The sequence below is a fragment of the Streptomyces cylindrosporus genome, assembly GCF_022698165.1.
GTDB classification, from domain to species: domain Bacteria; phylum Actinomycetota; class Actinomycetes; order Streptomycetales; family Streptomycetaceae; genus Streptomyces; species Streptomyces cylindrosporus.
In genome coordinates this window covers 428,965-453,339 of record NZ_JALDAY010000009.1, presented here as the reverse complement: position 1 = coordinate 453,339, position 24,375 = coordinate 428,965, and the positions used below count along the sequence as shown (strand labels likewise).

At 72.1% G+C, this 24,375-nt stretch carries 9 protein-coding genes; 2 read left to right on the top strand and 7 right to left on the bottom strand.

Annotation, left to right across the window (positions count from 1 at the left end; all coding sequences use genetic code 11):
* Positions 1–11 precede the first annotated feature (11 nt).
* A complete protein-coding gene (locus MQP27_RS30395; protein ID WP_278196693.1) occupies positions 12–1,367 on the bottom strand; it encodes a lysine N(6)-hydroxylase/L-ornithine N(5)-oxygenase family protein in 1,356 nt (451 codons plus the stop codon).
* A 53-nt stretch (positions 1,368–1,420) separates the two neighbouring features.
* Here MQP27_RS30395 and MQP27_RS30390 point away from each other — a divergent pair, with 53 nt between their 5' ends.
* On the top strand, positions 1,421–2,374 hold the full coding sequence (locus MQP27_RS30390; RefSeq protein WP_242769161.1) for a methionyl-tRNA formyltransferase: 954 nt from the start codon (positions 1,421–1,423) through the stop codon (positions 2,372–2,374).
* Positions 2,375–2,479: 105 nt separating this feature from the next.
* Positions 2,480–3,493, top strand: a complete 1,014-nt coding sequence (locus MQP27_RS30385) for an ABC transporter substrate-binding protein (protein WP_242769160.1) — start codon at positions 2,480–2,482, stop codon at positions 3,491–3,493.
* 10 nt (positions 3,494–3,503) lie between these two features.
* Here MQP27_RS30385 and rox read toward each other — a convergent pair whose 3' ends face one another.
* The 6 genes from rox to MQP27_RS30355 form a co-directional block, all read right to left on the bottom strand.
* Positions 3,504–4,934, bottom strand: a complete 1,431-nt coding sequence (gene rox, locus MQP27_RS30380) for a rifampin monooxygenase (RefSeq protein ID WP_242769159.1) — start codon at positions 4,932–4,934, stop codon at positions 3,504–3,506.
* Between the two features lie 132 nt (positions 4,935–5,066).
* Entirely contained in the window at positions 5,067–8,525 is a 3,459-nt protein-coding gene (locus MQP27_RS30375) for a non-ribosomal peptide synthetase (protein ID WP_242769158.1), read from the bottom strand.
* A gap of 51 nt (positions 8,526–8,576) precedes the next feature.
* Entirely contained in the window at positions 8,577–16,499 is a 7,923-nt protein-coding gene (locus tag MQP27_RS30370; RefSeq protein WP_242769157.1) for a non-ribosomal peptide synthetase, read from the bottom strand.
* Complete coding sequence (locus MQP27_RS30365; protein WP_242769156.1) at positions 16,496–20,989, bottom strand: non-ribosomal peptide synthetase; 4,494 nt, start codon at positions 20,987–20,989, stop codon at positions 16,496–16,498. The genes MQP27_RS30370 and MQP27_RS30365 overlap by 4 nt, the downstream gene beginning before the upstream one ends.
* Positions 20,986–24,156, bottom strand: coding sequence for a non-ribosomal peptide synthetase (locus MQP27_RS30360; protein ID WP_242769155.1), 3,171 nt, complete (start codon positions 24,154–24,156; stop codon positions 20,986–20,988). The genes MQP27_RS30365 and MQP27_RS30360 overlap by 4 nt, the downstream gene beginning before the upstream one ends.
* Positions 24,156–24,374, bottom strand: a complete 219-nt coding sequence (locus tag MQP27_RS30355) for an MbtH family protein (RefSeq protein ID WP_242769154.1) — start codon at positions 24,372–24,374, stop codon at positions 24,156–24,158. The genes MQP27_RS30360 and MQP27_RS30355 overlap by 1 nt, the downstream gene beginning before the upstream one ends.
* Between the last annotated feature and the right edge of the window lies 1 nt (position 24,375).

Here is a 24,375-nt window from a genome sequence, read left to right as displayed (position 1 = left end):
CCCGCTCGGGCTCACACGGACGTCACCCTGCGGGCGACCAGTGAGCGATGGATCTCCCCCGCGCGGATCGCCGTGGTGGACAGGAGCGTCGAGGTCAGGCCGTGGGTGTGTTCGGTGCCACCCTGCAGATAGATGCCGGCGCTGACGTCGGGAGCGGTCTCCACCCGGTGGTCGCGGCTGACGCGTAGCGCGTCCTCGTCGTCGCGCAGACAGATCTTGGCGGCCTCGCCGAGCAACGAGGTGAGGTCGCGGGGCCGGTAGCCGGTCGCGTGCACCAGGACGTCGGCCCGCAGCACCTGTTGCTCCCCCGTCGGCAGATACTCCACCGCTATGTCGAGCGAGCCGTCGTCGCGGGTGAGGACGTCCCGGATGCGGGAGACGTTGAGGAAGCGCAGCCGCTCCCGGCCGGCCACCTTCTCCTGGTACGAGGTCGCGTACAGGGCCTCGATCAACTCCATGTCGACCACGGAGTAGTTGGTGGAGCGGTGGTAGTCGAAGAGGGACTGCTTCACCTCGGAGGGCGCGACGAAGTACGTGTCGACGGCTTCCGGGTCGAAGATGCGGTTGGCGAACGGGCTGTCGTCCGCGGGCGTGTAGCCGTACTTGGCGAAGACCGCGCAGACCTCGGCCTCCGGGAAGGAGCGGTGCAGATAGTCGACCGTCTCGGCCGCGCTCTGCCCCGCGCCCAGGACGACGGCACGTTTCACCGGCGTTCCCGCGGCGGCGAGTTCGGTGACCCGGGGCAGTAACTGGCTGTTGTGCCAGATGCGTTCGGAGAGCTCGACGCCGGGCGGCACATGCGGTTCCAGGCCGACCGCCACGCTGATGTTACGGGCCCTGAGGGTCACCGTACGTCCGGGGCGCTCCGGGTCCCGGCAGACCACGTCGAAGTGCGCCACGGCGCCCGACTCGTCGCGCACCGGCTCGACGGCGACGACGACATGGTCGTACGCCACCAGGTGCCGTACCCGCTCGGCCGCCCACTCGAAGTACTCGTGGAACTCCAGGCGCAGCGGGAAGAGCGTCTTCTGGTTCAGGAAGTCGATCAGCCGGCCGCGCTCGCGCAGGAAGCACAGGAAGCTGAAGTCGCTGGACGGATCGCGCAGGGTGACAAGGTCCTTGAGGAAGGACACCTGCATGGTCGCGTCGTCGATCAGCATGCCCCGGTGCCAGCCGAAGCCCGACTGGCGTTCCAGGAACAGGGCGTTGAGCCGTTCCCGTGGGGGAAGCTCCGCGTTGTGTTCGTCAATCGCTATGGCCAGCGCGAGATTTGACGGTCCGAAACCGATTCCGAGGACGTCGTAGGTGGTGTCAGATCCGTTGAGCGGTGACTTCACCGTGGCATCGCCTCCCTCAGGCAGCCACATGTTAGATAAGGTTAGCCTAACCTTGCAATGGAGTCGTTGGACGGGAGAACCGCATGCGCGTCGCCATGTTCGGCTACCAGACCTGGGGCCACCGCACCCTGGGGGCCCTGCTGGACTCCGATCACGAGGTCGTCCTCGTGGTCACCCACCCGAAGAGCGACCATGCCTACGAGAAGATCTGGGACGACAGCGTCGCCGAACTCGCCGAGAAGCACGACGTGCCCGTACTGCTGCGCAACCGCCCCGACGACCCCGAACTGCTCGCCGAACTGCGCGCCGCCCGCCCGGACATCATCGTCGCCAACAACTGGCGCACCTGGCTGCCGCCGGAGGTCTTCGACCTGCCCCCGCACGGCACGCTCAACGTCCACGACTCACTGCTGCCGTCCTACGCCGGCTTCTCCCCCATCATCTGGGCGCTCATCAACGGCGAGGCCCGGGTGGGCGTCACCGCGCACCGCATGAACGGCGAGTTGGACGCCGGCGACATCCTGATGCAGCGCTCGGTCGCGGTCGGCCCCACCGACACCGCGACCGACCTGTTCCACCGGACCGTCGACCTCATCGCCCCGATCGTGCGCGAGTCCCTCGACCTGATCGCCACCGGCAGGGACGCCGGCCAGTGGCAGCCGCAGGACCGCAGCCGGGCGAGCTTCTTCCACAAGCGCTCGCTCGAGGACAGCCGCATCGACTGGACCTGGCCGGCCGAGCGGCTGGAGCGGCTGGTCCGGGCCCAGTCGGACCCGTACCCGAACGCCTACGCCTTCCACCGCGGTCAGCGGATCAGGATCGTGTCGGCGGGTGTCTCGCAGGGGCGTTACGGCGGCACGCCCGGCCGGATCTTCATCCCGGAGGGCGACGGCGTGGTCGTCGTGGCGGGCCCCGAGGCACACACCGGCCACCACCCCGGGCTGCTGGTGCGGCGCGTACGCACCGAGGACGGCACCGAGCTGGCCGCGACGGACTACTTCCGGACGATGGGGGGTTACCTCACCTCCCGCCCCTGAGGGGTGGCCGAGGCGAGGGGGCTCTCCACCACCCGAGCACCCCAACAGCCGTATGCCCGCAAGGTTCTGATTACCCGTCATCGCCGCGAAGAGGGATGCACAGCCATGTCGAGATCGTTCCGCACCACCCTTCTCTCCGTCACCCTGGTCGCCGGGCTCGCCGCCTGCGGCTCGGTCAAGGACGACGACTCCGCCTCCTCGACGGACGCGGCGAAGGCCGGCGACTCCGCCGCGTTCCCGGTGACCATCAGCCACAAGTTCGGCGACACGAAGATCTCCTCGGCGCCGAAGCGGGTCGTGGTGATCGGCAACGGCGGCACCGACGACGTCGACGCCCTCTACGCCCTGGGCATCACGCCGGTCGCCATCTCCAAGGACTCCTTCGCCGCCGACGGCGTGTACCCCTGGCTCAAGGACAGGATCGACACCAAGAAGACCAAGCTCCTCGACACCGTGAACGGCGTCGACTTCGAGCAGGTGGCCGCCCTCCAGCCCGATCTGATCCTCGCCACCTCCGACTTCACGCTCGACAAGGACTACAAGAAGCTGGCCGCGGTCGCGCCCACCATCGGCTACAAGACGGCCTGGGGCGGCCAGACCTGGCAGGAGCACGTGGAGGTGGTGGGCAAGGCCGTCGGCAAGGAGGAGCAGGCCGAGCAGCTCGTCAAGGAGACCGAGGCCGACATCGCCGCGGTGAAGGCGGACCATCCGAAGATGGCCGGCAAGACCTACAGCCTGTCCATCGGCAACACCCCGGCCAAGATCTACACCATCGCCTCCGAGAACGACTTCGCCGCCAAGCTGATGAGCGAGCTGGGCCTCGGCCTGACCCCGTCGGTCAAGAACATCAAGACGGTCAACGGCAGCCCGACCGGCGAGCTCTCCTTCGAACAGCTCGACAAGCTCGACGCGGACCTGGTCGTCATCGCGTTCACCACGAAGGACCTGCAGAAGGCCTTCGAGTCCAGCGCGCTGGTGAAGAACATGTCGGCGGTGAAGGACGGCGACTACCTGGTGACCGACGTGGAGACCATCAGCCAGCTGCGCAGCCCCTCGGTGCTCGGCATCCCGTGGGCGCTGAAGAACCTGGAGCCCGGGTTCGCCAAGCTCGACAAGTGACGCGCGCTCCTCACACCGCCCGGCCGGCGCCGAACCACTTCGGCAGCCGGCCGAGCAGTTCCCGCTGATCGTCACCGACCCACGCCACATGCCCGTCCGGCCTCAACAGCACGGCGGGCACGTCCAGTTCCTCGCTGACCTCGACGACGTGGTCGACGCGGTCCGCCCAGCCCTCCACCGAGAGCCGGCCCGTCTGGTCGAGGAGCAGTCCGCGGCCGGTGTGCATGCGCTCGTAGAGGCGGCCCCGCTTCAGGCCCACGTCACGCATACGGCGGCCGAGCAGAGGGTGTCCCTCGCCGAAGTCGTAGCGGATCCCGATCCCGGTCGTCTTCTCGATGAAGTACCGCTTCACCTCGTCGAAGTCCATGAGCTCCCCCAGCAGTCGGCGCACCGCCTGCGGCCCGGGCGCGGTGGACATCAACTCCATCTGCGCGCGGGTGCTGCCCAGGACGTCGGTGGCCACCGGGTGCCGTTCGGTCTCGTACGTGTCCAACAGCCCCGCCGGGGCCCAGCCGGCGATCTCGGCGGCCAGTTTCCAGCCCAGGTTGAACGCGTCCTGGACGCCGAGGTTGAGGCCCTGTCCGCCGATCGGCGGGTGGACGTGCGCCGAGTCGCCGGCGAGCAGCACGCGGCCCTCCCGGTAGCGCTCGGCCTGCCGGGTGGCGTCGCCGAAGCGGGAGAGCCAGCGCGGCGAGTGCACACCGAAGTCGGTGCCGGAGTAGGCCCGCAGCTGCCGCTTGAACTCGTCCAGCGTGGGCGGGACCGAGCGGTCCTCGCTGACCCCCTCGGCGGGCACGACGACCCGCCACGCCCCGTTCCCGCTGGGTCCGAGACCGAACAGCTTCTGCGTCCTGCGGATCTCCTCGACCACGGAGGTCACCGTCTCCGCGGCCACCGCGACCTGCATCTCGCCCAGCAGCACCTCGACGCCTGCGGGCTCGCCGGGGAAGCCGATGCCGAGGAGCTTGCGCACGGTGCTGCGGCCGCCGTCGCAGCCCGCGAGGTAGCGCGAACGCAGGCGCGTGCCGTCGGCGAGCTCGGCGGTCACCCCGTCCTCGTCCTGGCTCAGCCCGACCAGCTCGCACCCTCGCCGGATCTCCACGCCGAGTTCGGTGGCGTGCTCGGCCAGCAGGCGGTCGGTGACGGGCTGCGGGATGCCGAGGACGTAGGCATGGAGGGTGTCCAGCGGGTCGGGCGCCGGCTTGTGGATGCCGGCGAAGAAGCTGCCGAGGGGGTACTTCCTGCCCTCGGCGAGGAATCGCTCCAGCAGGCCGCGCTGGTCCATCACCTCGATGGAGCGCACGTGCAGCCCGAGCGCGCGGACCACTTGGGTCGGTTCCGCGTCCCTCTCCAGCACGAGTGTGCGCACCCCGTGCAGCCGTAGTTCGCAGGCCAGCATCAGGCCGGTGGGCCCACCGCCGACAATGATCACGTCGTACATCACTCGCCCCGTTTCCCCAGGTCATGGCTTCGGGCAGTGATTGTGCGACAGCTGGGGGGCCTTGCCGCAAGGCCCCCCATGGGTTATACGTTGAATAGGGAGAGGAGTGGTCCCACCCTCCCGTTGGGGCAGTCACACACTCCTGAGTGCCGAGTCGACCTCCTCCTCGGACATCTCCTCGATCTCCAGCCGGATGGCGGCGACCTGTTCGAGTCGTCCGGGCGTCTCCTCCTCCGCCGACAGCCGCTTCGCCATCCCGCCGGCCGTGAGGGTGGCGAACAGGGCTCGGACGGTGACCTCGGAGGTGTCCAGGGCCTCGCGCAGCCGGCTCACGATCACGGTGGCGAGCACCGAGTCGCCGCCGAGGGCGAAGAAGCCGTCGTCGAGGCCGACGCGCTCGACGCCGAGCACCTCGCCCCAGGTCCGGGCGACCACTGTCTCCAGCGCGCTGCCGGGAGTGCGGTGCTCCTCCAACTCCCCTTCTGCGGCCCACAGTTGCTGTACGGCCCGGCGGTCCAGTTTGCCGTTGGAGGTGAGCGGCAGTTCGCGGGTCACGGTGATCCGGTACGGGACCATGTGCGGGGGCAGGACCGTCCGGGCCCACTCCCGCAGTTCTTCCTCGGCCACGCCTTCCGCGGCGACCGCCGCCGCCAGCTGGACGCCGTGCCCCCGGGTGAGCCCGGCCACGGCCCGCCGCACCGCGGGATGTCCGGCGAGGGCCGCCTCGACCTCCCCCAGTTCGATGCGGAAGCCGCGCAGCTTCACCTGGTGGTCGCGGCGCCCGAGGAACTCCAGGGTCCCGTCGGGCCAGTACCGGGCCAGGTCACCGGTCCGGTACCAGCGCACACCGTCCAGCTCGACGAACTTCTCCGCCGTGCGCTCCGGGTCCTTGCGGTAGCCGAGCGCCACCCCGTCCCCGCCGATCCACAGCTCCCCCGGCACCCAGTCCGGGCAGTCCCGGCCGCGCGCGTCGACGACCCGGCAGCGCACATTGCGCAGGGGGGTGCCGTAGGGCACCGCCCGCCAGTGCGCCGGTACCCGAGCGTCCGTCACCTCGCAGACGGTGGAGTGGATGGCCGTCTCCGTCGTACCGCCGAGGCCGGTGAACCGGCAGCCGGGTGCGCGCTCGGCGAGGCGGCCGGGCAGGTCGGTGCCGACCCAGTCGCCGCCGAGCAACACCGTTCGCAGGCCCGCGAGTTCGCCGGGGCCGGTGGCGAGCAGCAGCATGTCGAGGAGCGGGGGTGCGCAGTTGAGGAGGGTGACCCGGTGCCTGCGTACGAGGTCGGCCCACCGGCTCGCCTCGCGCCGGTCGGCCTCGTCCACGAGGACCACGGCGCCGCCGGCACCGAGCAGCCCGAAGACGTCGTAGACGGAGAGGTCGAAGTCCAGTGCCGACACGGCGAGGCAGCGGTCCGAAGGGCCCACGTGGTAGCGGTCGTTGAGGTCGTCGATCGTGTTCACGGCCGCCCGGTGCGGCACTTCGACGCCCTTGGGCTCGCCGGTGGAGCCGGAGGTGAACAGGACGTAGGCCGGCTGCTCCTCGTCCACGGCCGTCGGCTCGGCGAGCGGGGCCGTGCGGATCGCTTCGGCGACGGACAGGGTGTCGACGCCGTCGAGCGGGCGGCCGTCGGTGAGGGCGAGCCGGAAGCCGGCCGTGGCCTGGATGCGTTCGCGGCGGGCTGCGGGCTGCTCGATTCCGATGGGGACGTAGGCCGCGCCGGCCGCCAGTACGCCCAGGGCGGCGGTGAGTTGGTCGGGCCCCTTCGGGAGACTGACGGCGACCGTGTCGCCGGGGCGGGTGCCTCGCTCCCGCAGGGCGGCGGCCGTACGAAGGGCTCGGTCGGCCAACTCGCCGTAGGACAGGGCGCCTTCGGCGCCCCACAGCAGGGCGGGGGCGTCGGGGTGTTCGGCCGCGCGCTCGAAGAAGGCCTGGTGCAGCAGGCGGTGGCTGCGCGGGGCGGCGGTGGCGTTCACCGCGGCGCGTACCGCCGACTGTTCGGGCGGCAGCAGGGCGGGGACCGGCTGCTCCCAGATGCCGTCGTCGGTGCCGAGCCGGGTGACCAGCCCGTGGAAGGCGGCGAACATCGCGTCGATCAGCCCGGCCGGGAAGGCGTCCTCGCGCACGTCCCAGTTGACGAGGAGCCCGCCGTCGACCTCGGTCACCTGGGCGTCCAGCAGCACCTGCGGGCCCTGGGAGATGATCCACACGGGCTTGCCGAAGGAGCCGGTGACGCCCGCGTCGAAGAGCTCGCCGAGGTTGAGGGCGCTGGTGAACACGACCGGCGCGAGGACCTGTTCGCCGTTGTGGCGGGACAGGTCGCGCAGCACCTCCACGCCCGAGTGGTCGGCGTGGGCGGCGTCGGTGTGCATACGGTCCTGCAGGCGCCGGGCGTGCTCGGTGAACGACACCTGCCCGGTCAGGTCGACGTCGAGCAGCACCGAGCTGGTGAAGTCGCCGACCAGGAGGTCGACGTCGGGGTGCGAGCCCCGGCGGTCGAACATCGGCACGTTCAGCAGGAACCGCGGCTGCCCGCTCCAGGCGGCCAGCACCTCGGAGAACGCGGTGGCCACGGCCATCGCGGGGGTCAGCCCGTGCCGGTGGGCGCGCGCGGTCAGCCGCTGCTTCTCCGCGGGCGGCAGCCAGTGGTGGCGCCGGGTCACCCGGGTCGGATCTGCGCGCTCGGCCTCGGGGACGAGCGGCAGTTCGGGCGCGCTGGGCAGTTCGGGCACACGCCGCGCCCACCACTCCCGCGACTGCTCCTTGCTCAGCCGGCGCACCTCGGCCCGCTCGGCGAGGTACTCGGGGTAGCTGGTGCGGATCGCGGGCAGGGCGGTGCCGGGCTCCCGGTAGAGGGCGGCGAGGTCGGAGAGCAGGACGCGGTAGCTGAGCGCGTCCGCCGCCAGCATGTCGACGTCGACGTGGAGGCGGGTGATGCCGCCGGGCAGCAGGGAGAGCTGGACGGAGAACACCTCACCGGCGGCCACGTCGAGCCGGGCGTGGGAGGAGGACTGCCGGAGCTCCTCCAGTTTCGCGGCCGCCGTCTCCTCGTCCAGCTCGCGCAGGTCGTTGACCGTGGTCGCGGGGCGGGTGAGTTCGGGGAGGATCTGCTGGCGGCCGTCGTCGGTGAAGCGGGCGCGCAGCATGGCGTGCCGGGCCGCGAGGGCCCGTACGGCCGTGTCGAGCCGGTCGGGTTCCACGCCCGTGCCGTCGAACTCGACGTAGAGGTGGGCGGCGACGGAACCGAGGTTCGTGTCGTCGCCGCGGCCGATCCAGTAGGCGTGCTGCATGACGGCGAGCGGGAAGGGCTCGTCCGGTACGACGGAGACGGGCGCGGGAGCGGGCGCCGGCGGGGTCGGGACGTGGGCGTCCAGCAGTGCGCGCCAGGCCCGGAGCGTCGGCTCCTTGGCCAGTTCGGCGAAGCTGACCTTGACGCCCCGCTTGCGCCAGCCGCCGGCGATCCTCATCAGGGTGATGGAGTCCAAGCCCCAGGCGATGAGGCTGTCGTCCTCGCCCGGTGGGGTGTCCTGCGGGTGCAGTGCGTCGGTGACCGCGCGGAGCAGGTCGTCCGGGGTCGGGGGGTGTTGCGTCACCGGTTCCTCCGCTGTGGATCGGATGGCGTCGTGGCCGCAGGCGGCCGTGGCTCAGTGGTCGTCGATCGCGAAGTCGTCGTTCTCGAAGTCGTCGATGTCGAGGTCGTCGTTCTCGAAGTCGTCGATGTCGTCCTGGGTCAGTTCGACCAGGGGGAGGTCGGACGGGGTGAGTCCGCCCACCGGGGAGTGCTGGGTGAGACCGTGCAGCGCCCGTTCCCACAGGGCGAGCAGTGCGTCCGCTTCGGCGGCCGTCAGCCATGCCTCGGGCCACGCCACGGAGACGTGCAGCCGGACGCCGTCCGCGCCCTCCACGGCCACCGCGTTGACCTCCAGGCCGAAGGCCACCGGCCGGTCGCCGTCCGGCGGAACGGTCAGCATCGGTGCCTCGGAGGCGAGTCCCCAAGCCTCCTCGGCCGAGGTGGCCGTCGTGAAGCGGCCCAGGTAGTTGAAGAGGATCTGCGGTTGCGGAAGCTTCTCCAGCTGGGGCGCGGTGTCCGGGTTGAGGTGGCGCAGCAGGCCGTGGCCGAGCCCGTGGTCGGGTACGGCCCGCAGCTGCTCCTTGACCCGCTTGAGCGCGGTCCCGGCGGCGGGCCCGCCGTCGAGCGCGTCGTCGAGGTCGACCGGCCCGGGGTCGATGCCGACCGGGTGGAACGTGGTGAACCAGCCCACGGTGGCCGACAGGTCCACCCCGTCCGCGATGCCCTCCTCGCGCCCGTGCCCTTCCACGCCGACCAGGAGCGAACGGCCGAGGAGGTCGCCGCGTTCCTCGCGCCAGGCGGCCACCGCGAGCGCGAGGGCGGTGAGCAGGACGTCCGGAGCAGTGGCGCGATAGGCGGCGGGGAGGGTCGTCAGCAGTTCGGCGCCGATGTCGTCGGGCAGGACGAGCGTGTGCTCGCGGAGTGTCCGAGCGGTGTCGCGGTCCGGGTCGAGGGCTCGGTCCTGCAGGGCTCGTACGCCCGTCAACTGCTCGGTCCACCAGGGCAGTTCACTCACACGCTCCGGCCTGTGGGCTTCCTCGGCCAGCAGCCTGCTCCAGGTGCGGAACGAGGTCCCGCGCGGCGACGGCGGCCTGCCCGACCAGGCGTCGGCCAGCTCCGAGGCGATGACGCGCCACGACACTCCGTCGACGACGAGGTGGTGGGCGACGAGGAGGAGGCGGCCGGGGCTTGCGTCGTCCGGCTCGAACCAGACCGCCTCCAGCATGCGACCGGCCCGGGGATCGAGGCGGGCGGCCGCGGAAGCCACGTGCTGGTCGAGGTCGGCGCCGGGCAGTCCGGGGACTCGGGTTGGCTGTGCGTCGGCTCCGGGCGGTACCAACAGCCGTCCTTCGTCGGTCAGTTGGGCCCGCAGCATGTCGTGACGGTCCAATACCCTCCGCAGTACGGCGGTGAGCGCGTCCTGGGTGAGGCCGGGCGGGGTAACGAGCAGGACCGCCTGGGCGAGGCCGCCGTAGGAGCCGTCGGGGCCGGCGGTCCAGCGCATGATCGGGGTCGGGTCCAGCTCGCCCAGCGGATCGTCGGCGACGGCCGGCGCGGCCTGTTCCGCGGTGGCGGCCGCGGCGGCCAGGCCGGCCGGGGTGGGTGTCTGGAAGATCTGCCGGGGGCTGATCGCGAGGCCCGCCTTGCGGGCGAGGGTCACCAGGCGGATGGAGACGATGCTGTCGCCGCCGAGTTCGAAGAAGTTGTCGTCGACTGAGACGTCGGCCAACCCCAGTACGTCCGCGAAGAGTTCGGTCAGTCGCCGTTCGCGTTCGTCGGCGGGTGCGCGGGTCTCGGAGGTGGTCGTGGTCCGCGGCGCGGGCAGGGCGGTGCGGTCGACCTTGCCGGAGGGGAGCAGCGGGAAGGCGTCCAGGACGGTGAGGGTGCGCGGCACCATGTGCTCGGGCAGGCGTTCCTGGAGCCAACCGCGCACCTCGGCCGGGTCGGCGGTCGTCAGGCAGTACCCGGCGAGCTGCTTGACGCCGGGCGCGTCCTCGCGGATCACGACGACGGCGCGGCGTACGCCCGGATGCTGTTCGAGGACGGCCTCGATCTCCTCCAGCTCGACCCGCATGCCGCGGATCTTGACCTGGTTGTCCGCGCGGCCCAGGAACTCCAGGGTGCCGTCCCGCCGCCAACGCACCAGGTCGCCGGTGCGGTAGAGGCGTTCGCCGGGCGGGCCGAAGGGGTCGGCCACCCAGTGGTCGGCGGTGCGGCGCGGGTCGTTCACATAGCCGCGGCCGAGGTAGACGCCGCCCGCGTACAGCTCTCCGGGGACGCCCACCGGGGTGGGCCGCAGCCGTTCGTCGAGGACGTACAGCCGCGTGTTGGTGTTGGGGCGGCCGATGGAGACGGCGCTGCGGATCGCGCCGGTGCGGTAGACGACGTGGCTGACGCCGATGGTCGCCTCGGCCGGTCCGTACCCGTGGTACATCACCGCCGCGCTCGCCTGCCGGAAGCGGGCGAACAGCTCGGGGGTGAGCACCTCGCCGCCGCACCACACATGCCTGAGCGAGGCGGCCCGCCGGGCGAACCCGTCCTGTTCCAGCAGGAGATCGAGCATCGAGGAGACCAGATAGGTGAAGGTCACCCGGTGCCGTTCGACGGTGTCGAGCAGATAGTCGACGTCCCGTTCGCCGCCGGGCTCGGCGATCACCACCCGGCCGCCGTGCACCAGCGGCAGGAAGATCTCGTTGATGGAGATGTCGAACCCGAGCGGTGCCTTGAACAGCGCGGCGTCGTCCGTGCCGAAGCCGAGGAGGCCGCGCTGCCACAACAGCCGGTGGGCGATGGCCCGGTGGCGGATCATGGCGCCCTTGGGCACGCCGGTGGAGCCGGAGGTGTGGATGACGTAGGCCAGGCCTTCGGGGTCGACGGTGACATCGGGGTTGTCGGCGTTCGGCACGGGTCCGTCGAGGTCGACCTCGACCACCGGCGGACCGTCGATCAGGTTCGGCGGGCGTCCCACGACCGCCGTCAGCGCCGCGCCGCGGCACACCTCGGCGATCCGCCGGGCCGGCCAGGACGGTTCCAGCGGCACGAAGGCGCCGCCCGCCTTCAGCACGGCGAGCAGGGCGACCACCATCTCCACCGAGCGTTCGAGATGGATGCCGACGGTGCGCTCCGGGCCGACGCCGAGTGAAGTCAGTTGCCGGGCAAGGGCGTTGGCGCGTGCGTTGAGTTCGCCGTACGTCAGCGACGGTCCGCCCTCGACGCCGTACTCCACGGCGGTCAGCGCGGGCGTCATGGCGGCCTGCTCCTCGACCAGCGCGGTGAGCGTGGTGGCGGGCATGGGTCGGGCGGTGTCGTTCCACTCCCCCAGCAGCAGTGACCGCTCGCGCGGGGTGAGTACGTCGGCCGCGGCGACCGGACGGTCCGGGTGGCGGGCCAGCTCGCCGGCCAGCGCGACGAACCGGTCCGCCAAGTCCTGCGCGGTGTCACGGTCGTAGAGGTCCTGGCTGAAGACGAGGGCGCCGTCGACACCGCCGGCCTCGGCACGCTCGAACAGGTGGAAGGCGAGATCGGTCTTCGCGGTGTAGAAGTCGACGCGCAGCTCGTGCAGCGCGAGACCCGCGAACTCCCATGACTCGTCGGGGGCTTGCTGATGGGCGAGCATGACCTCGAACAGCGGGTGGCGGCCCATGGAGCGGGCGGGGCTCAGCCCGTCCACCAACTGCTCGAACGGCAGGTCCTGGTGGGCGTACGCGTCCACGTCCGCCTCCCGGACCCGGGCGAGCAGGGCCCGGAAGGTGGGGTCGCCGGAGACGTCCGTACGCAGGACCAGCGTGTTGACGAACAGCCCCACGAGGTCGTCGAGGGCCGCGTCGCCGCGCCCGGCCACGGGTGTGCCCAGGGGGATGTCGTCGCCCGCGCCCAGCCTGCCGAGCAGGACCGCGAGGGCCGCCTGCAAGGCCATGAAGACGGTTCCGCCGGCTTCCGCGGCCAGCTCCCGCAGCGCCGAGTGCACCTCGGCGTCGAGGGCGAAGTCGACGACACCGGCGCGGTGGCCAGGGACGGCGGGGCGAGGGCGGTCGACGGGCAGTTGGAGTTCCTCGGGCAATCCTTCCAACGCCCGCTGCCAATACGCCAGTTGGGGGGCGTGATCGGCGCGTTGCTGCCAGAGGGTGTAGTCGGCGTACTGGACCGGCAGGGGCGGCCAGTCGGGTTCGGTGCCGGCCAGGCGGGCGGTGTAGGCCGTCTCCAGGTCCTTCAGCAGCGGCTCGGCCGACCAGCCGTCGGTGGCGATGTGGTGGACGAGGAGCAGGAGGACGTGTTCGTCGGGGGCGAGGGCGTACAGCGTGGCGCGCAGCGGGATTTCGGCGTCCAGGGCGAAGCAGTAGGCGGCTGCTTCGCGCAGGAGCGTGTCGAGCTCCTCCGGCCGGGCGGGCACGACGTCGAAGGGGACGGTCGCGGCCTGCGGTGGCAGCACGGACTGCCGGGGAGTGCCGTCGTCGTCCGGGAAGACCGTGCGGAGTGACTCGTGCCGGGTCACGACGTCGTTCAGCGCCGTGCGCAGGGCCGTGCGGTCGAGTCGCCCGGTGAGCCGTACGGCGGAGGTGATGTTGTACGTGGGGTTCGGGCCCTCCAGCCGGTACAGGAACCAGAGCCTGGCCTGGGCGGAGGAGAGCGGCACGACGTCGGGGCGGTGGGCGGGCCGGAGGGCGGGCCGGCCCCCGGCGGACGAGGCGCGGTCGAGGTGCGGGGCGAGTGCGGCCGGCGTCGGGCTGTCGAAGACGGCGCGCAGCGGTACGACGACGCCGAGTTCGGCGCGGATCCGGGCGGCCAGGCGGGTGGCCAGGACGGAGTGGCCGCCGAGGGCGAAGAAGTCGTCGTGGATGCCGACGGCGGGCAGCCCGAGCAGGTCGGCGAAGAGCGCGCAGAGCCTCGCCTCGGACTCGGTGCGCGGCTCGGTCGACGTGGTGAGGCCGGAGAGGTCGGGGGCGGGCAGGGCCGCGCGGTCGAGTTTCCCGTTGGGGGTCAGGGGCAGTTCGTCCAGGACGACGACCGCAGCGGGCACCTGGTGCTCCGGAAGGGCGGACGTCAACTCCTCCCTGATCCGCAGCGGTTCGAGACGCGTGCCGGGCCGCGGGACCACGTACGCCACCAGCCGTGCCTCGGCCGCCTGAACCGTCACGGCGGCCTGCGACACCCCGGGCAGCGCCGCCACGGCGGCCTCCGTCTCGCCCGGTTCGACCCGGAAGCCCCGGATCTTGACCTGGTCGTCGGTCCGGCCCAGGAACTCCAGGGCGCCCCGCGCGGTCCAGCGCACCAGGTCGCCGGTGCGGTAGAGGCGGGAGCCGGGCGGGCCGTACGGGTCCGCGACGAAGCGGGCGGCGGTCAGGGCGGGCCGGTCGAGGTAGCCGCGGGCCAGCTGGGTGCCGCCCAGGTACAGCTCGCCGGGTACGCCGGGCGGGACCGGGCGCAGAGCGGCGTCGAGGACGAGGGTGCGGGTGTTCCAGACGGGCCGTCCGATGGGGACGGAGCCCGCGGCGGACCTCGTGCCCTCGGCGCACGGCCAGGCGGTGACGTCCACGGCGGCCTCGGTGGGGCCGTAGAGGTTGTGCAGGGCGGTGCCGTCGAGGAGCCGGGTGCAGCGGTCGGCAAGTTCCGTGGGCAGGGCCTCCCCGCTGCACACCACCCTGCGCAGCACGCCCCTGGCGTGTCCGGCGGCCGGGTCGTCGAGGAAGACCCGCAGCATGGAGGGGACGAAGTGCGCGGTGGTGACCCGCTGTTCACGGATCAGCCCGGCGAGGTAGCCGGGGTCGCGGTGGCCGCCGGGGCGGGCCAGTACAAGCGCCGCGCCCGTGACGAGCGGCCAGAAGAACTCCCACACCGAGACGTCGAAACTGGCCGGCGTCTTCTGCAGCACCCGGTCCCCGGCCTCCAGCCGGTACTCGTCCTGCATCCACAGCAGCCGGTTGACGATCCCGGCGTGCGGGACGACGGCGCCCTTGGGGCGGCCGGTGGAGCCGGAGGTGTAGATGACGTAGGCGGGATGCGCGGGTCGCAGCGGGTGCAGCCGCTCCGCGTCGGTGACTTCGGTGCCGTCCTGCGCGGCGATCCGCTCCTGTACGGCGGGGTCGTCGAGCAGCAGCTCGGGCGCCCGGTGCGGCGGCAGCGCCGCGCTGGTGGTCACCACCAGGGCCGGCGTCGCGTCCTCGATCATGAAGGACAGGCGCTCGGCGGGGTATCCGGTGTCCAGGGGCACATAGGCGCCGCCCGCCTTGAGCACGGCGAGCAGGGCGACGACCAGATCGGGGCCGCGGTCGAGGGCGACGCCCACCAGGCGTTCGGGGCCCACGCCCTGGGCGATCAGCAGGCGTGCGAGGCGGTTGGCGCGGGCGTGGAGTTCGGCATGGTCGAGTTCGATGGCGTGGTCGAGTTCGACGGCGCGGTCGAGTTCGGCGGCGTCGGCGATCAGGGCCGGTGCGTGCGGGCTGCGGGCCGCCTGCCGGTCGAGGAGCTCGGTGAGCGTGGCGGTGGGAACGGGGTGCGCGGTGGCGTTCCACTCCTCCACGACCTGCCGCTGTTCCGCCTCCGTCATCAACGGCAGCCGGGACACCGCGAGTTCGGGTTCGGCGAGGGCGGCGGCGAGGAGGGTCTCCAGTTGCCGCAGCATCCGGTCGACGGTGTCCGGCGTGAACAGTCCGCTGCGGTAGGTGGCTTCGATGCGCAGCCGCCCGTCCGTGAGGAAGGCCTCCAGGGACAGGTCGAACTGGGTGGTGTCGTTGTGGACGGTCTCCCACTCGGCCGTCACGCCGGGCAGCCGCGGTCCTTCGAGCCCCTGGGTGAGGAACAGCAGCATGACGTCGAAGTAGACCGAGCGCCCCGGGTGCCGTTCCGGCCGCAGCCGTTCCACCAGCCGGTCGAAGGGCATGTCCTGGTGGGCGTATCCGTCAGTGGCCAACTGCCGCACCCGCTCGACGAGTTCGCCGAATCCGGGGTCGCCGTCGAGGTCGGCGCGCAGGACGAGGGTGTTGCCGAAGTTGCCGATCAGCTTTTCGAGACCGGGCAGGTCCCGGCTCATGACGGCTGAGCCGACGGGGATGTCGGTGGCGCCGGTGAGGCGGTGGAGCAGGGCGGACAGGCCGGCCAGCAGCACCATGAAGGGGGTGGCTCCGGCGTTTCGGGCGAAGGCGGTGAGCCGGTCGGTCACCTCAGGCGCGAAGGTGTGGAACCGTCGGTCGCCGTGCGCGGTGGGATGGGCGGTGCGCGCCGCGTCGGTGGGCAGAGCGAGCGGCCGGGGCGCGGGGTCCAGGGCCGCACGCCAGTGGTCGAGGTGCTCGGCGAGCCGCTCGTCGGTCCAGGTGGTGCGCTGCCAGTGCGCGAAGTCGGCGTACTGGACGGGCAACGGCTCCAGACCGGACGGCTCCCCGGTCGTCGCCTCCCGGTAGAGGGCGCTCAGGTCACGGGAGAGCGCGTTGAACGTCCCACCGTCCCAAGCGATGTGATGGACCGTCAGTACGAGGGCGTGGTCGAGGTCCGACCTGCGGATCAGGAGTGCTCGCAGGGGATGGTCGGTGGCGAGATCGAACCCGGTGGCGGAGGCGTCCCGGGCCAACTGCCCGGCCCTGCGCTCCTGTTCCTCGTCCGGCAGCCCACCGAGGTCGGCCGTGGTGAAGCGCACCGCGGCCTCGGTGTCGACGACCTGCTCCGGCGTGCCCTCGTCCGTGGCCGGGCAGCGGGTGCGCAGCACCTCGTGCCGGTCGATCAGCCCCTGTAAGGCGGCCCGCAGCGCGGCGGGGTCGAGTGGGCCGCGCAGTCGGATGGCCAGGCAGACGTTGTAGGCGGGGCTGCCCGGGTCGAGCTGCTGCAACAGCCACATACGGGATTGCGCGTACGACAGCGGGAGGCGCCCGGCGTCCGCCGGCCGGCGCGGGATGCGGTCGGAGCGGGCGGGGGTGGCGGCCAGACCGGCGTTCTCCAGCCTGCGGCGCAGCAGTTCACGCTTGCGGGCCGCGAGCTCGGCGGGGGTGGCCGCGTGGGTCTCCGTCACTGGTCTCCGCCTTTCAGCAGCTGGTCGAGGGAGGTGGCCCAGAGGTCGGCGAGCTGCTGGATCTCCGGCTCGGTGAAGAGGCGTTCGGGCCACTGCCAGCAGACGCTCAGCTCGTCGCCGGTGAGTACGGCGTCGACGACCAGGGGGTAGGGGGCGGGCATTCCGGGGTCGGCGCCGCTGCCCATGGCCCCGGTCTCGGGGGCGCTGGTGAACACGTCGCTGTCCCGGCGTTCACCTGTCGTCATCCGGCCCAGGTAGTTGAACTCGATCTGGGGCTCGGGGAGTTCGGCGAGTTGCGCCGCCGTGTCCGGGTTGAGGTGGCGCAGGAGGCCGTATCCGATGCCCTTGTCGGGCAGTTCGGCGAGTCGGTCGCGGACGGCGCGTGTCCCGTCCGCCGTGGCGTCGAGGCGGACCGGGAAGACGGTCGTGAACCAGCCGAGGGTGGTGGAGAGGTCGGCGCCGGGGAGGAGTTGCTCCTCGCGGCCGTGGCCCTCGAGGGCGATCAGCGTGGACGGCGCCGGCCGGCCGAGGGCGTGCCGCCACTCGGGGGCGGCGAGTGCCAACGCGGTGAGGAGGACTGCCTGGACGTCCCTCCCGGCGAGCGGGGCGGTGGCCTCGGGCCCGAGAGTGCTCCAGAGCCTGCGCACCGTTGACCGGGTGTCGAGGGCGGGATCCAGGGGTGCCGCGCCGAGGGTTGGCTCCGCGCGGTCCAACACACCCTTCCAGAAGGTGAGTTCAGGGGCCCGGCGCACAGCTTCCGCTTGCAGTGCCCCGGCCCATTCCCGGAAGGAGGTGCCCGGCGGGGAGAGCGGTCCGCCCTCCCAGGCCGCCGCGAGGTCGGCCACCAGCACCCCCCACGACGCGGCGTCGGTCACGAGATGGTGCAGGACCACCAGCAGCCGCCCTTCGCGGCCGGGCCCGGCGTCGAACCAGAGGAACCTCGCCACCGCCCCGGTCGCCGGGTCGAGCTCGGCGACGAGTTCGTCGAAGGCCTCGGGGACCAGGGTGCCGACGGCCGTGTGGTCCAGGCTCTCGGCGTCGACCCGTCGTACGCACTCGGCGGCTCGGGCCGTGTCCACGGGGGCGGCGTGGAACCGCCAGGTGCCGTCATCGGCCCGGGCGAAGGTGGAGCGCAGCAGGTCGTGCCGGTCCAGGAGGGACTGGACCGTGCGGTGCAGCCCGTCGAGGTCCATGCCGGCCGGTGTCCGCAGGAACCGTGCCTGGCTGAGCCCTCGGAACGGGCCGGACTGTTCGGTGAGCCAGGTCAGCATCGGGGTGAGCAGGATGTCGCCGGTCCCGGCGTCCGGCTCGGCCGTCCGCCGTGGCGCGGCGGTGCGGTCGAGGGCGGCGAGGCCTGCGACCGTGGGGTTCTCGAACACGTCACGCGGGGAGATCGCCAGACCGGCGGCGCGGGCCTGGCCGACCAGGCGCATGGAGACGATGCTGTCGCCGCCGAGCGCGAAGAAGCTGTCGTGCACGCCGACCGTGTCCAGCCCGAGGACCTCGGCGAACAGCGTGGCGAGCCGCTCCTCGGCCGCGTCGCGCGGCGGCTGCGCGGCCGGGCCGGCCGAGCGGGACGGGGCCGGCAGGGCGGCGGTGTCCAGCTTGCCGTTGAGGGTGAGCGGGAAGGCGTCGACCGGGACGAAGGCGGACGGGACCATGTAGTCCGGCAGTACGGCCGCAATGGAGCGCCGCAGGAGTTCGGCGGTGTCCTCGGGTGCCGAGGGGGTGACGACGACGTAGGCGACGAGGCGGCGGACGCCGGGGGTGTCCTCACGTACGACGACCGCGGCGCGCTCGACCAGCTCGTGGTCCAGCAGGACGGCCTCGATCTCACCGGGCTCGATCCGGTATCCCCTGATCTTCACCTGGTCGTCGATCCGGCCGAGGCACTCCACCAGGCCGTCCTCGGTCCAGCGGGCGATGTCACCGGTACGGTACATACGGGCGCCGGGGCTCCCGTCGAAGGGGTCGGCCACGAAACGGGCCGCGGTGGCGGCGGGTTGGCCGAGGTAGCCGCGGGCGAGGCCCTTGCCCGCGATGTAGAGCTCGCCGTCGACGCCGGTCGGGACGGGGTTGAGGTGGCCGTCCAGGATGTAGAGGGTGCCGCCTGCCACGGGGCGGCCGATCGCGGGGCGCTCGCTGAGGGCGAGGTCGCAGTCGGCCGAGTCGACGGTGCACTCGGTGGGGCCGTAGAGGTTGTGGGCCGCGAGTCCCTCGGTGTCGCGGAGGGTGCGCCACAGGTCCGGCGGTACGGCCTCGCCGCCCACGCCGATCACCTTGAGGTCGGCACGCCAGTCGTCGGACTGCGCGACGAGCTCTCCGAGCAGGGACGGGGAGAGTTCGATGAACTCGATGGCGTGCTCGGTGAGGAAGCCGCGGAGGGCGTCGGGGTCTCGGCGGACGTCCTCGGGGACGAGGTGGAGTTCGTGGCCGGCGAACATCCAGAGCATGGGTTGCCAGGAGGCGTCGAAGGCGGTGGGCCAGGCGTGGCCTATGCGGAGGGGACGGGCCGCTGCGGCTGGTTTGTGCAGGGCGTTGTTGTGGGCGGTGAAGAGGTTGGTGATGGCTCGGTGGGGGATGACGACGGCCTTGGGGCGGCCGGTGGAGCCGGAGGTGTAGATGACGTAGGCGGGGTGTTCGGGGTGGAGGGGGGAACGGCGGTCTGTGTCGGTGAGGTTGTGGGTGGGGTGGTTGAGCGTTTCGGGTGTGTTGATGGGCACGCAGAGTTCGGGGGGAAAGGTGCGGGTTGTGGGGGGCTGGTCGCGCAGTTCCCCGCGCCCCTGGAGGGGCGCTTCAGTCGAGGCCGTTATCAAGGCGACCGGGTTTGCGTCCGACAGCATTCCCGCTGTTCGGTCGGCTGGCCATGACGGATCCAAGGGGAGGTAGGCCGCGCCCGTTTTCTGGATTGCCAGGATTGCCGTCAGGGTGTCCGGGGTCGGTGGTAGCGCGAAAGCCACGATCCGCTCTGGGCCAGCGCCCAACTCGACCAGGTGGCGCGCCAGTTGATTGGCGGCTGCGTTCAGTTCGGCGAACGTCAGGGTTCGGCCCTCCCCCACCACCGCCACCGCGTCCGGCGTCGCGGCCGCTTGCGCCTCGAATATCTCGGGCATCGTGCGGTGCGAGGTCGGCAGGCGGTCTCCGGATCCGCCGGTGAGCAGCGCCGCGCGTTCCTCGGGGGCGAGGACGTCGAGCGTGGCCAAGGGGGCGTTCGGCGTTGATACGACCGCTCGGATCAAGCGGTCGAAACGCGCCGCCAGTTGTTCCACCGTCTCCCGGTCGTAGCAGTCGGGGCGGAATTCGAAGATCACCGACAGCTGCTGCTCGGCCAGGACCGCCAGGGTCAGGGGGTAGTGGGTGGCGCCGGAGCCCTTGACGTCCAGGATGCGTAGGCCGGAGCGGGTCTCGGCCTCCGCCACCGCTGCCCTGTCGATCGGGTAGTTCTCGAAGACGAGCAGGGTGTCGAACAGGTCGCCGGTGCCGGCCACCCGCTGGATCTCCGTCAGGCCAAGGTGCTGATGGTCCATCAGGCGGGACTGTTCGTCCTGGAGTCGGCGCAGGAAGGTCGCTGCCGGCTCCGCCGGGGGGACGGCGACTCGTACGGGCACGGTGTTGATGAACAGGCCGATCATGGACTCGGCGCCGGGCAGTTCGGCCGGGCGGCCCGCCACGGTGGCGCCGAAGACGACGTCGGTCCGGCCGGTGAGGCGGGCCAGGAGCAGTGACCAGAGGCCCTGTACCACCGTGTTGAGTGTGACGCCCGTGCCCCTCGCCAACTCTTGTACTTGTTGGGTCAGTTGCTCGGTGAGGCGCAAGGTGTGCAGTTCGGGTGGGACCGGGACCAGGCCGGCCGGCGTCGGTGAGAGGAGGGTCGGTGTCGCTCCGGACAGGGCCTCTCGCCATGCCTGCGCGGACGCGTTCCGGTCGCGGGACGCCAGCCAGGCCAGGAAGTCGCGGTACGGGCGTACGGCGGGCAGCGGTGCGCTCTCGCCGGGGGCGAGCTGGGCGGCGTACAGCTGGAGGAGTTCCTGGACGAGGAGCGGGATCGACCAACCGTCCAGAAGGAGGTGGTGGTTGGTGAGGACGAGGAGCCAGCGGTTGGGGGCGCGGGCGATGAGGGTGAGGCGGAGGAGGGGTGGGTCGGTGAGGTCGAAGCGGGTCGTGGCGTCGGCGGCGATCCGGCGGGCCGTCTCGGTCTCGTCCGCGGACCGGATGTGCTTCCAGTCCACGGGCACCTGCTTGAGGACCACCTGCACCGGCTCGTCGAGGTCCTCGTGCAGGAAGGCGCTGCGCAGGTTGGCGTGGCGGGCGAAGAGTTCCTCGGCTGCCGTGCGGAGGAGGTCGGGGCGCAGTCGGCCCTCGATCTCCACCAGGGACTGCATGGTATAGACGTCCTGGGTGCCCTCGTCGAACAGGGCGTGGAACAGGAGGCCCTGCTGGAGGGGGGACAGGGGCAGCACGTCCTCCACCAGGGAGCCGTCGTCGCTCATCGTGTCCTCCACCTCGCCTTGACGTTGTCGAGCTGCGCGGCGCTGAGCGACACGAGCGGTGTGCCGGGGGCCGTGAACTCCTCGGCCGGGGGCGTGGATTCGTCGGATACGGCGGCCGCGAGGCCGGCCGGGGTGCGGTGGGTGAACACGTCCCGGGGTGAGAGGCCGAGGCCTGCCCTGCGGGCCCGGTCGGCCAGGCGGACCGAGACGATGCTGTCGCCGCCGAGTTCGAAGAAGTCGTCGTGAACGCCGATGCGTTCCAGGCCCAGCACCTCGGCGAACAGGGCGCACAGCACCTTCTCGGGCTCGGTGCGCGGCGGTTCGTGGGTGCTCGCCTCCGTGAAGTCGGGGGCGGGCAGGGCGCGGCGGTCCAGCTTGCCGCTGGGGGTGCGGGGCAGGGCGTCGAGGAGGACGACGACGGACGGTACGAGGTGGGCGGGGAGGCGTTCGGCCAGGGTCCGGCGCAGGGACAGGGGGTCCGGGGTTTCGCCGGGATGCGGTACGACGTATGCCACCAGGTACGTCGGGCCGGGGCCGTCCTGTCGTGCGACGACCGCCGCCCGGGCGACGCCCGGCAGCTTGCGGGCCGCCGCCTCGATCTCTCCGGGTTCCACCCGGAAGCCCCTGATCTTGACCTGGTCGTCGGCGCGGCCGAGGAACTCCACCGTGCCGTCGGCGCGCAGTCGGGCCAGGTCGCCGGTGCGGTAGAGGCGGCTGCCGGGCGGGCCGAAGGGGTTCGCGACGAAGCGTTCGGCGGTGCGGGCCGGTTGGCCGAGGTAGCCGCGGGCCAGGCCTGCGCCGGAGAGGTGGAGTTCCCCGATCGCGCCGGTGGGGACCGGGCGCAGGAAGGGGTCCAGGACGTGGGCGCGGGTGTTGGCGATCGGCCGGCCCAGGGGGACGGTGCTTGCTTCGCCGCCGTCGTACACCTGGGTCAGGCTGTCGCCGGCGGCTTCGGAGCAGCCGTAGAGGTTGATCAGGCGGGAGTGCGGCCAGCGGTCGGTGATCGCCTGGGCGAGGTCGGCGGTGAGCGGTTCGCCGCTGGAGATCCAGGTGCGTACGGAGGTGAAGGCGTCCGGCGGGGCGGATTCGAGGAGGGTGGTGTAGAGGCTGGGGACCGCGGTGAGGGCGGTGGCCCGGTGGCGGTCCGCCAGTGCCGCGAGGGCCGTCGGGTCGCCGGTCGACTCGTCGTCGGCGATTGCCACCGCGTCTCCGGCGACCAGGGCGCCGAGCAGTTCGGTGAGTCCGTCGATGAAGCTGAGCGGGCTCTTGGCCAGGCGGACCCCGGGGGTGCCGTCGTGGAGTTCGCGCCCCCAGAACAGCCGGTTGGCCAGGGCGTGTTGGGTGCCGACGACGGCTTTGGGGCGGCCGGTGGAGCCGGAGGTGAAGATGATGTACGCCGGGTGGTCCGGCGAGAGGGACGGGCGCTCCCCCGCCGCGGCGGACGCGGTGGGCTCGCACACCGACTCCAGTTCGATGTCCAGCTGTTGAGCCGTCCGCTGCTCGCAGACGACGAGTCGTGGGGTGGCGTCGCCGAGCATCAGGGCGATGCGCTCGCGGGGGTGGGCCGGGTCGATCGGCATGCAGGCGGCGCCCGACTTGAGGACGGCGAGCAGGGCGGTCACCAGCTCGGGGCCGCGGGGCAGGGCCACGGCCACCGCCGACTCGGGTCCAGCTCCGCGGGCGGTCAGCGCCGCGGCCAACCGGTCGGCCCTGGCGTCGAGTTCGGCGAAGGTCAGCGCGGTGTCGCCGTGCAGGACGGCGGGCGCCTGCGGGGTGCGGCGGACCTGGTCCTCGAAGAGGGCGCGCACTGTGGCGTGCGGGAGGGGGCGGGTCGTGTCCGGGGGGTCGGTCGCCGGTACGGGGTCGAGGCGTGCGAGCGGGCGCTCGGGGTGGTGCGTGAACTCCCGGATCAGCTGCTGGAGTTCGCCTGCTGTTGCGGTGACCGTCGCGTGGTCGAGCGCGGTCGGCTGATGGCTGAAGGTCAGGGTCAGGCGCGGGCCCGGCAGGGCGCTGAGGGTGAGCGGGTAGTGGGTGGCGTCGAGGACGGAGACGTCCGTCATGCGCAGCCCGTCGAGGGCGTCCGCGATGCCGGTGTCGTCGATCGGGTAGCTCTCGAAGACCAGCAGGGTGTCGAAGAGCACGCTGTGACCGGCCGTGCGCTGGATGTCGGCGAGGCCGAGGTGCTGGTGGTCCAGCAGGGCGGACTGCTCGGACTGGAGCCTGGTCAGCAGGTCCGCGAGGGGCTCCGCGGGGCGCAGCCGCACGCGCACCGGCAGGGTGTTGATGAAGAGGCCGACCATGGAGTCGATGCCGGGGACGTCGGCGTCGCGGCCGGAGACGGTGGCGCCGAGGACGACGTCCGTGCGGCCGGTGAGGCGGCCCAGCATGATCGCCCACAGGCCCTGGAGGACGGAGCTGGCGGTCAGGCCGTGGGCTCGGGCGGTGGCGGTGAGGGCCGCGGTGTCCTGCTCGGGGAGTTCGACGACGTACCGCTCCGGGTGTCCGACGGGGTGGTTCCGTGCCTCTGGCGCGATGAGTGACGGTTCGTCAAGTCCCTGTAGTGCGGCCTGCCATGCCCGGCGGTCGGCCTCGCGGTCCTGGTGCTGGAGCCAGGCCAGGTAGTCGCGGTAGGGGCGGACGCGGGGCAGGGCGTTGGTGTCGCCGCCCGAGGTGTAGAGCTGGAACAGCTCGCGCACCAGGACCGGGGCTGACCAGCCGTCCCACAGGAGGTGATGCGAGGAGATCACCAGGCGGTGGTCGTGCTCGGTGACCGCCACCAGGCGGAAGCGCAGCAGTGGGGGGCGGGTCAGGTCGAAGCGCTCGTCGCGGTCCTCGGCGAGGAGCCGGTCCAGGGCCGTCTCCCGTTCCTGCGGGGGCAGTTCGGTGAGGTCGGTGAACTGCCAGGGCAGGCTGACCTCGCTCCGGATCACCTGGACCGGGCGGCCGGAGCGGCTGGTGCGGAAGGCGGCGCGCAGGTTGGCGTGCCGGGCGAGCACGGCCCGGGCGGCGGTGCGCATCCGGTCGCGGTCCAGGGGGCCTTCGAGGCGTGCGGTGAGCTGACCGGTGTAGACGTCCCGGGCCCGGTCGTCGTAGAGCGCGTGGAACACCATGCCCTCCTGCATCGGCGACAGGGGCAGGACGTCCTGCACGCCGGGGCGGGCCGGCATCAGGCCCCGGCCCGGCGCATGGCCTCGGCGAGGCTGCGCGGGCGCATGTCCGTCCAGTGCCGCTCGATGTGGTCCAGGCAGGCGGCCCGCGTGTCGGGGCCGTGGACGCTGATCCAGCCGGCGGGGACGGGTGCGAAGTCCGGCCACAGGGAGTACTGGCCCTCGTCGTTGACCAGGACGCGGAAGACGCCGTTCTCGTCGTCGAAGGGGTTGGCCATG

Excerpts from the sequence above, each read along its gene's own strand:
- MQP27_RS30395 (WP_278196693.1), bottom strand. The coding sequence starts at position 1,367 with ATGTGGCTGCCTGAGGGAGGCGATGCCACGGTGAAGTCACCGCTCAAC.
- MQP27_RS30390 (WP_242769161.1), top strand. The coding sequence starts at position 1,421 with ATGCGCGTCGCCATGTTCGGCTACCAGACCTGGGGCCACCGCACCCTG.
- MQP27_RS30385 (WP_242769160.1), top strand. The coding sequence starts at position 2,480 with ATGTCGAGATCGTTCCGCACCACCCTTCTCTCCGTCACCCTGGTCGCC.
- rox (WP_242769159.1), bottom strand. The coding sequence starts at position 4,934 with ATGTACGACGTGATCATTGTCGGCGGTGGGCCCACCGGCCTGATGCTG.
- MQP27_RS30365 (WP_242769156.1), bottom strand. The coding sequence starts at position 20,989 with ATGAGCGACGACGGCTCCCTGGTGGAGGACGTGCTGCCCCTGTCCCCC.
- MQP27_RS30360 (WP_242769155.1), bottom strand. The coding sequence starts at position 24,156 with ATGCCGGCCCGCCCCGGCGTGCAGGACGTCCTGCCCCTGTCGCCGATG.
- MQP27_RS30355 (WP_242769154.1), bottom strand. The coding sequence starts at position 24,374 with ATGGCCAACCCCTTCGACGACGAGAACGGCGTCTTCCGCGTCCTGGTC.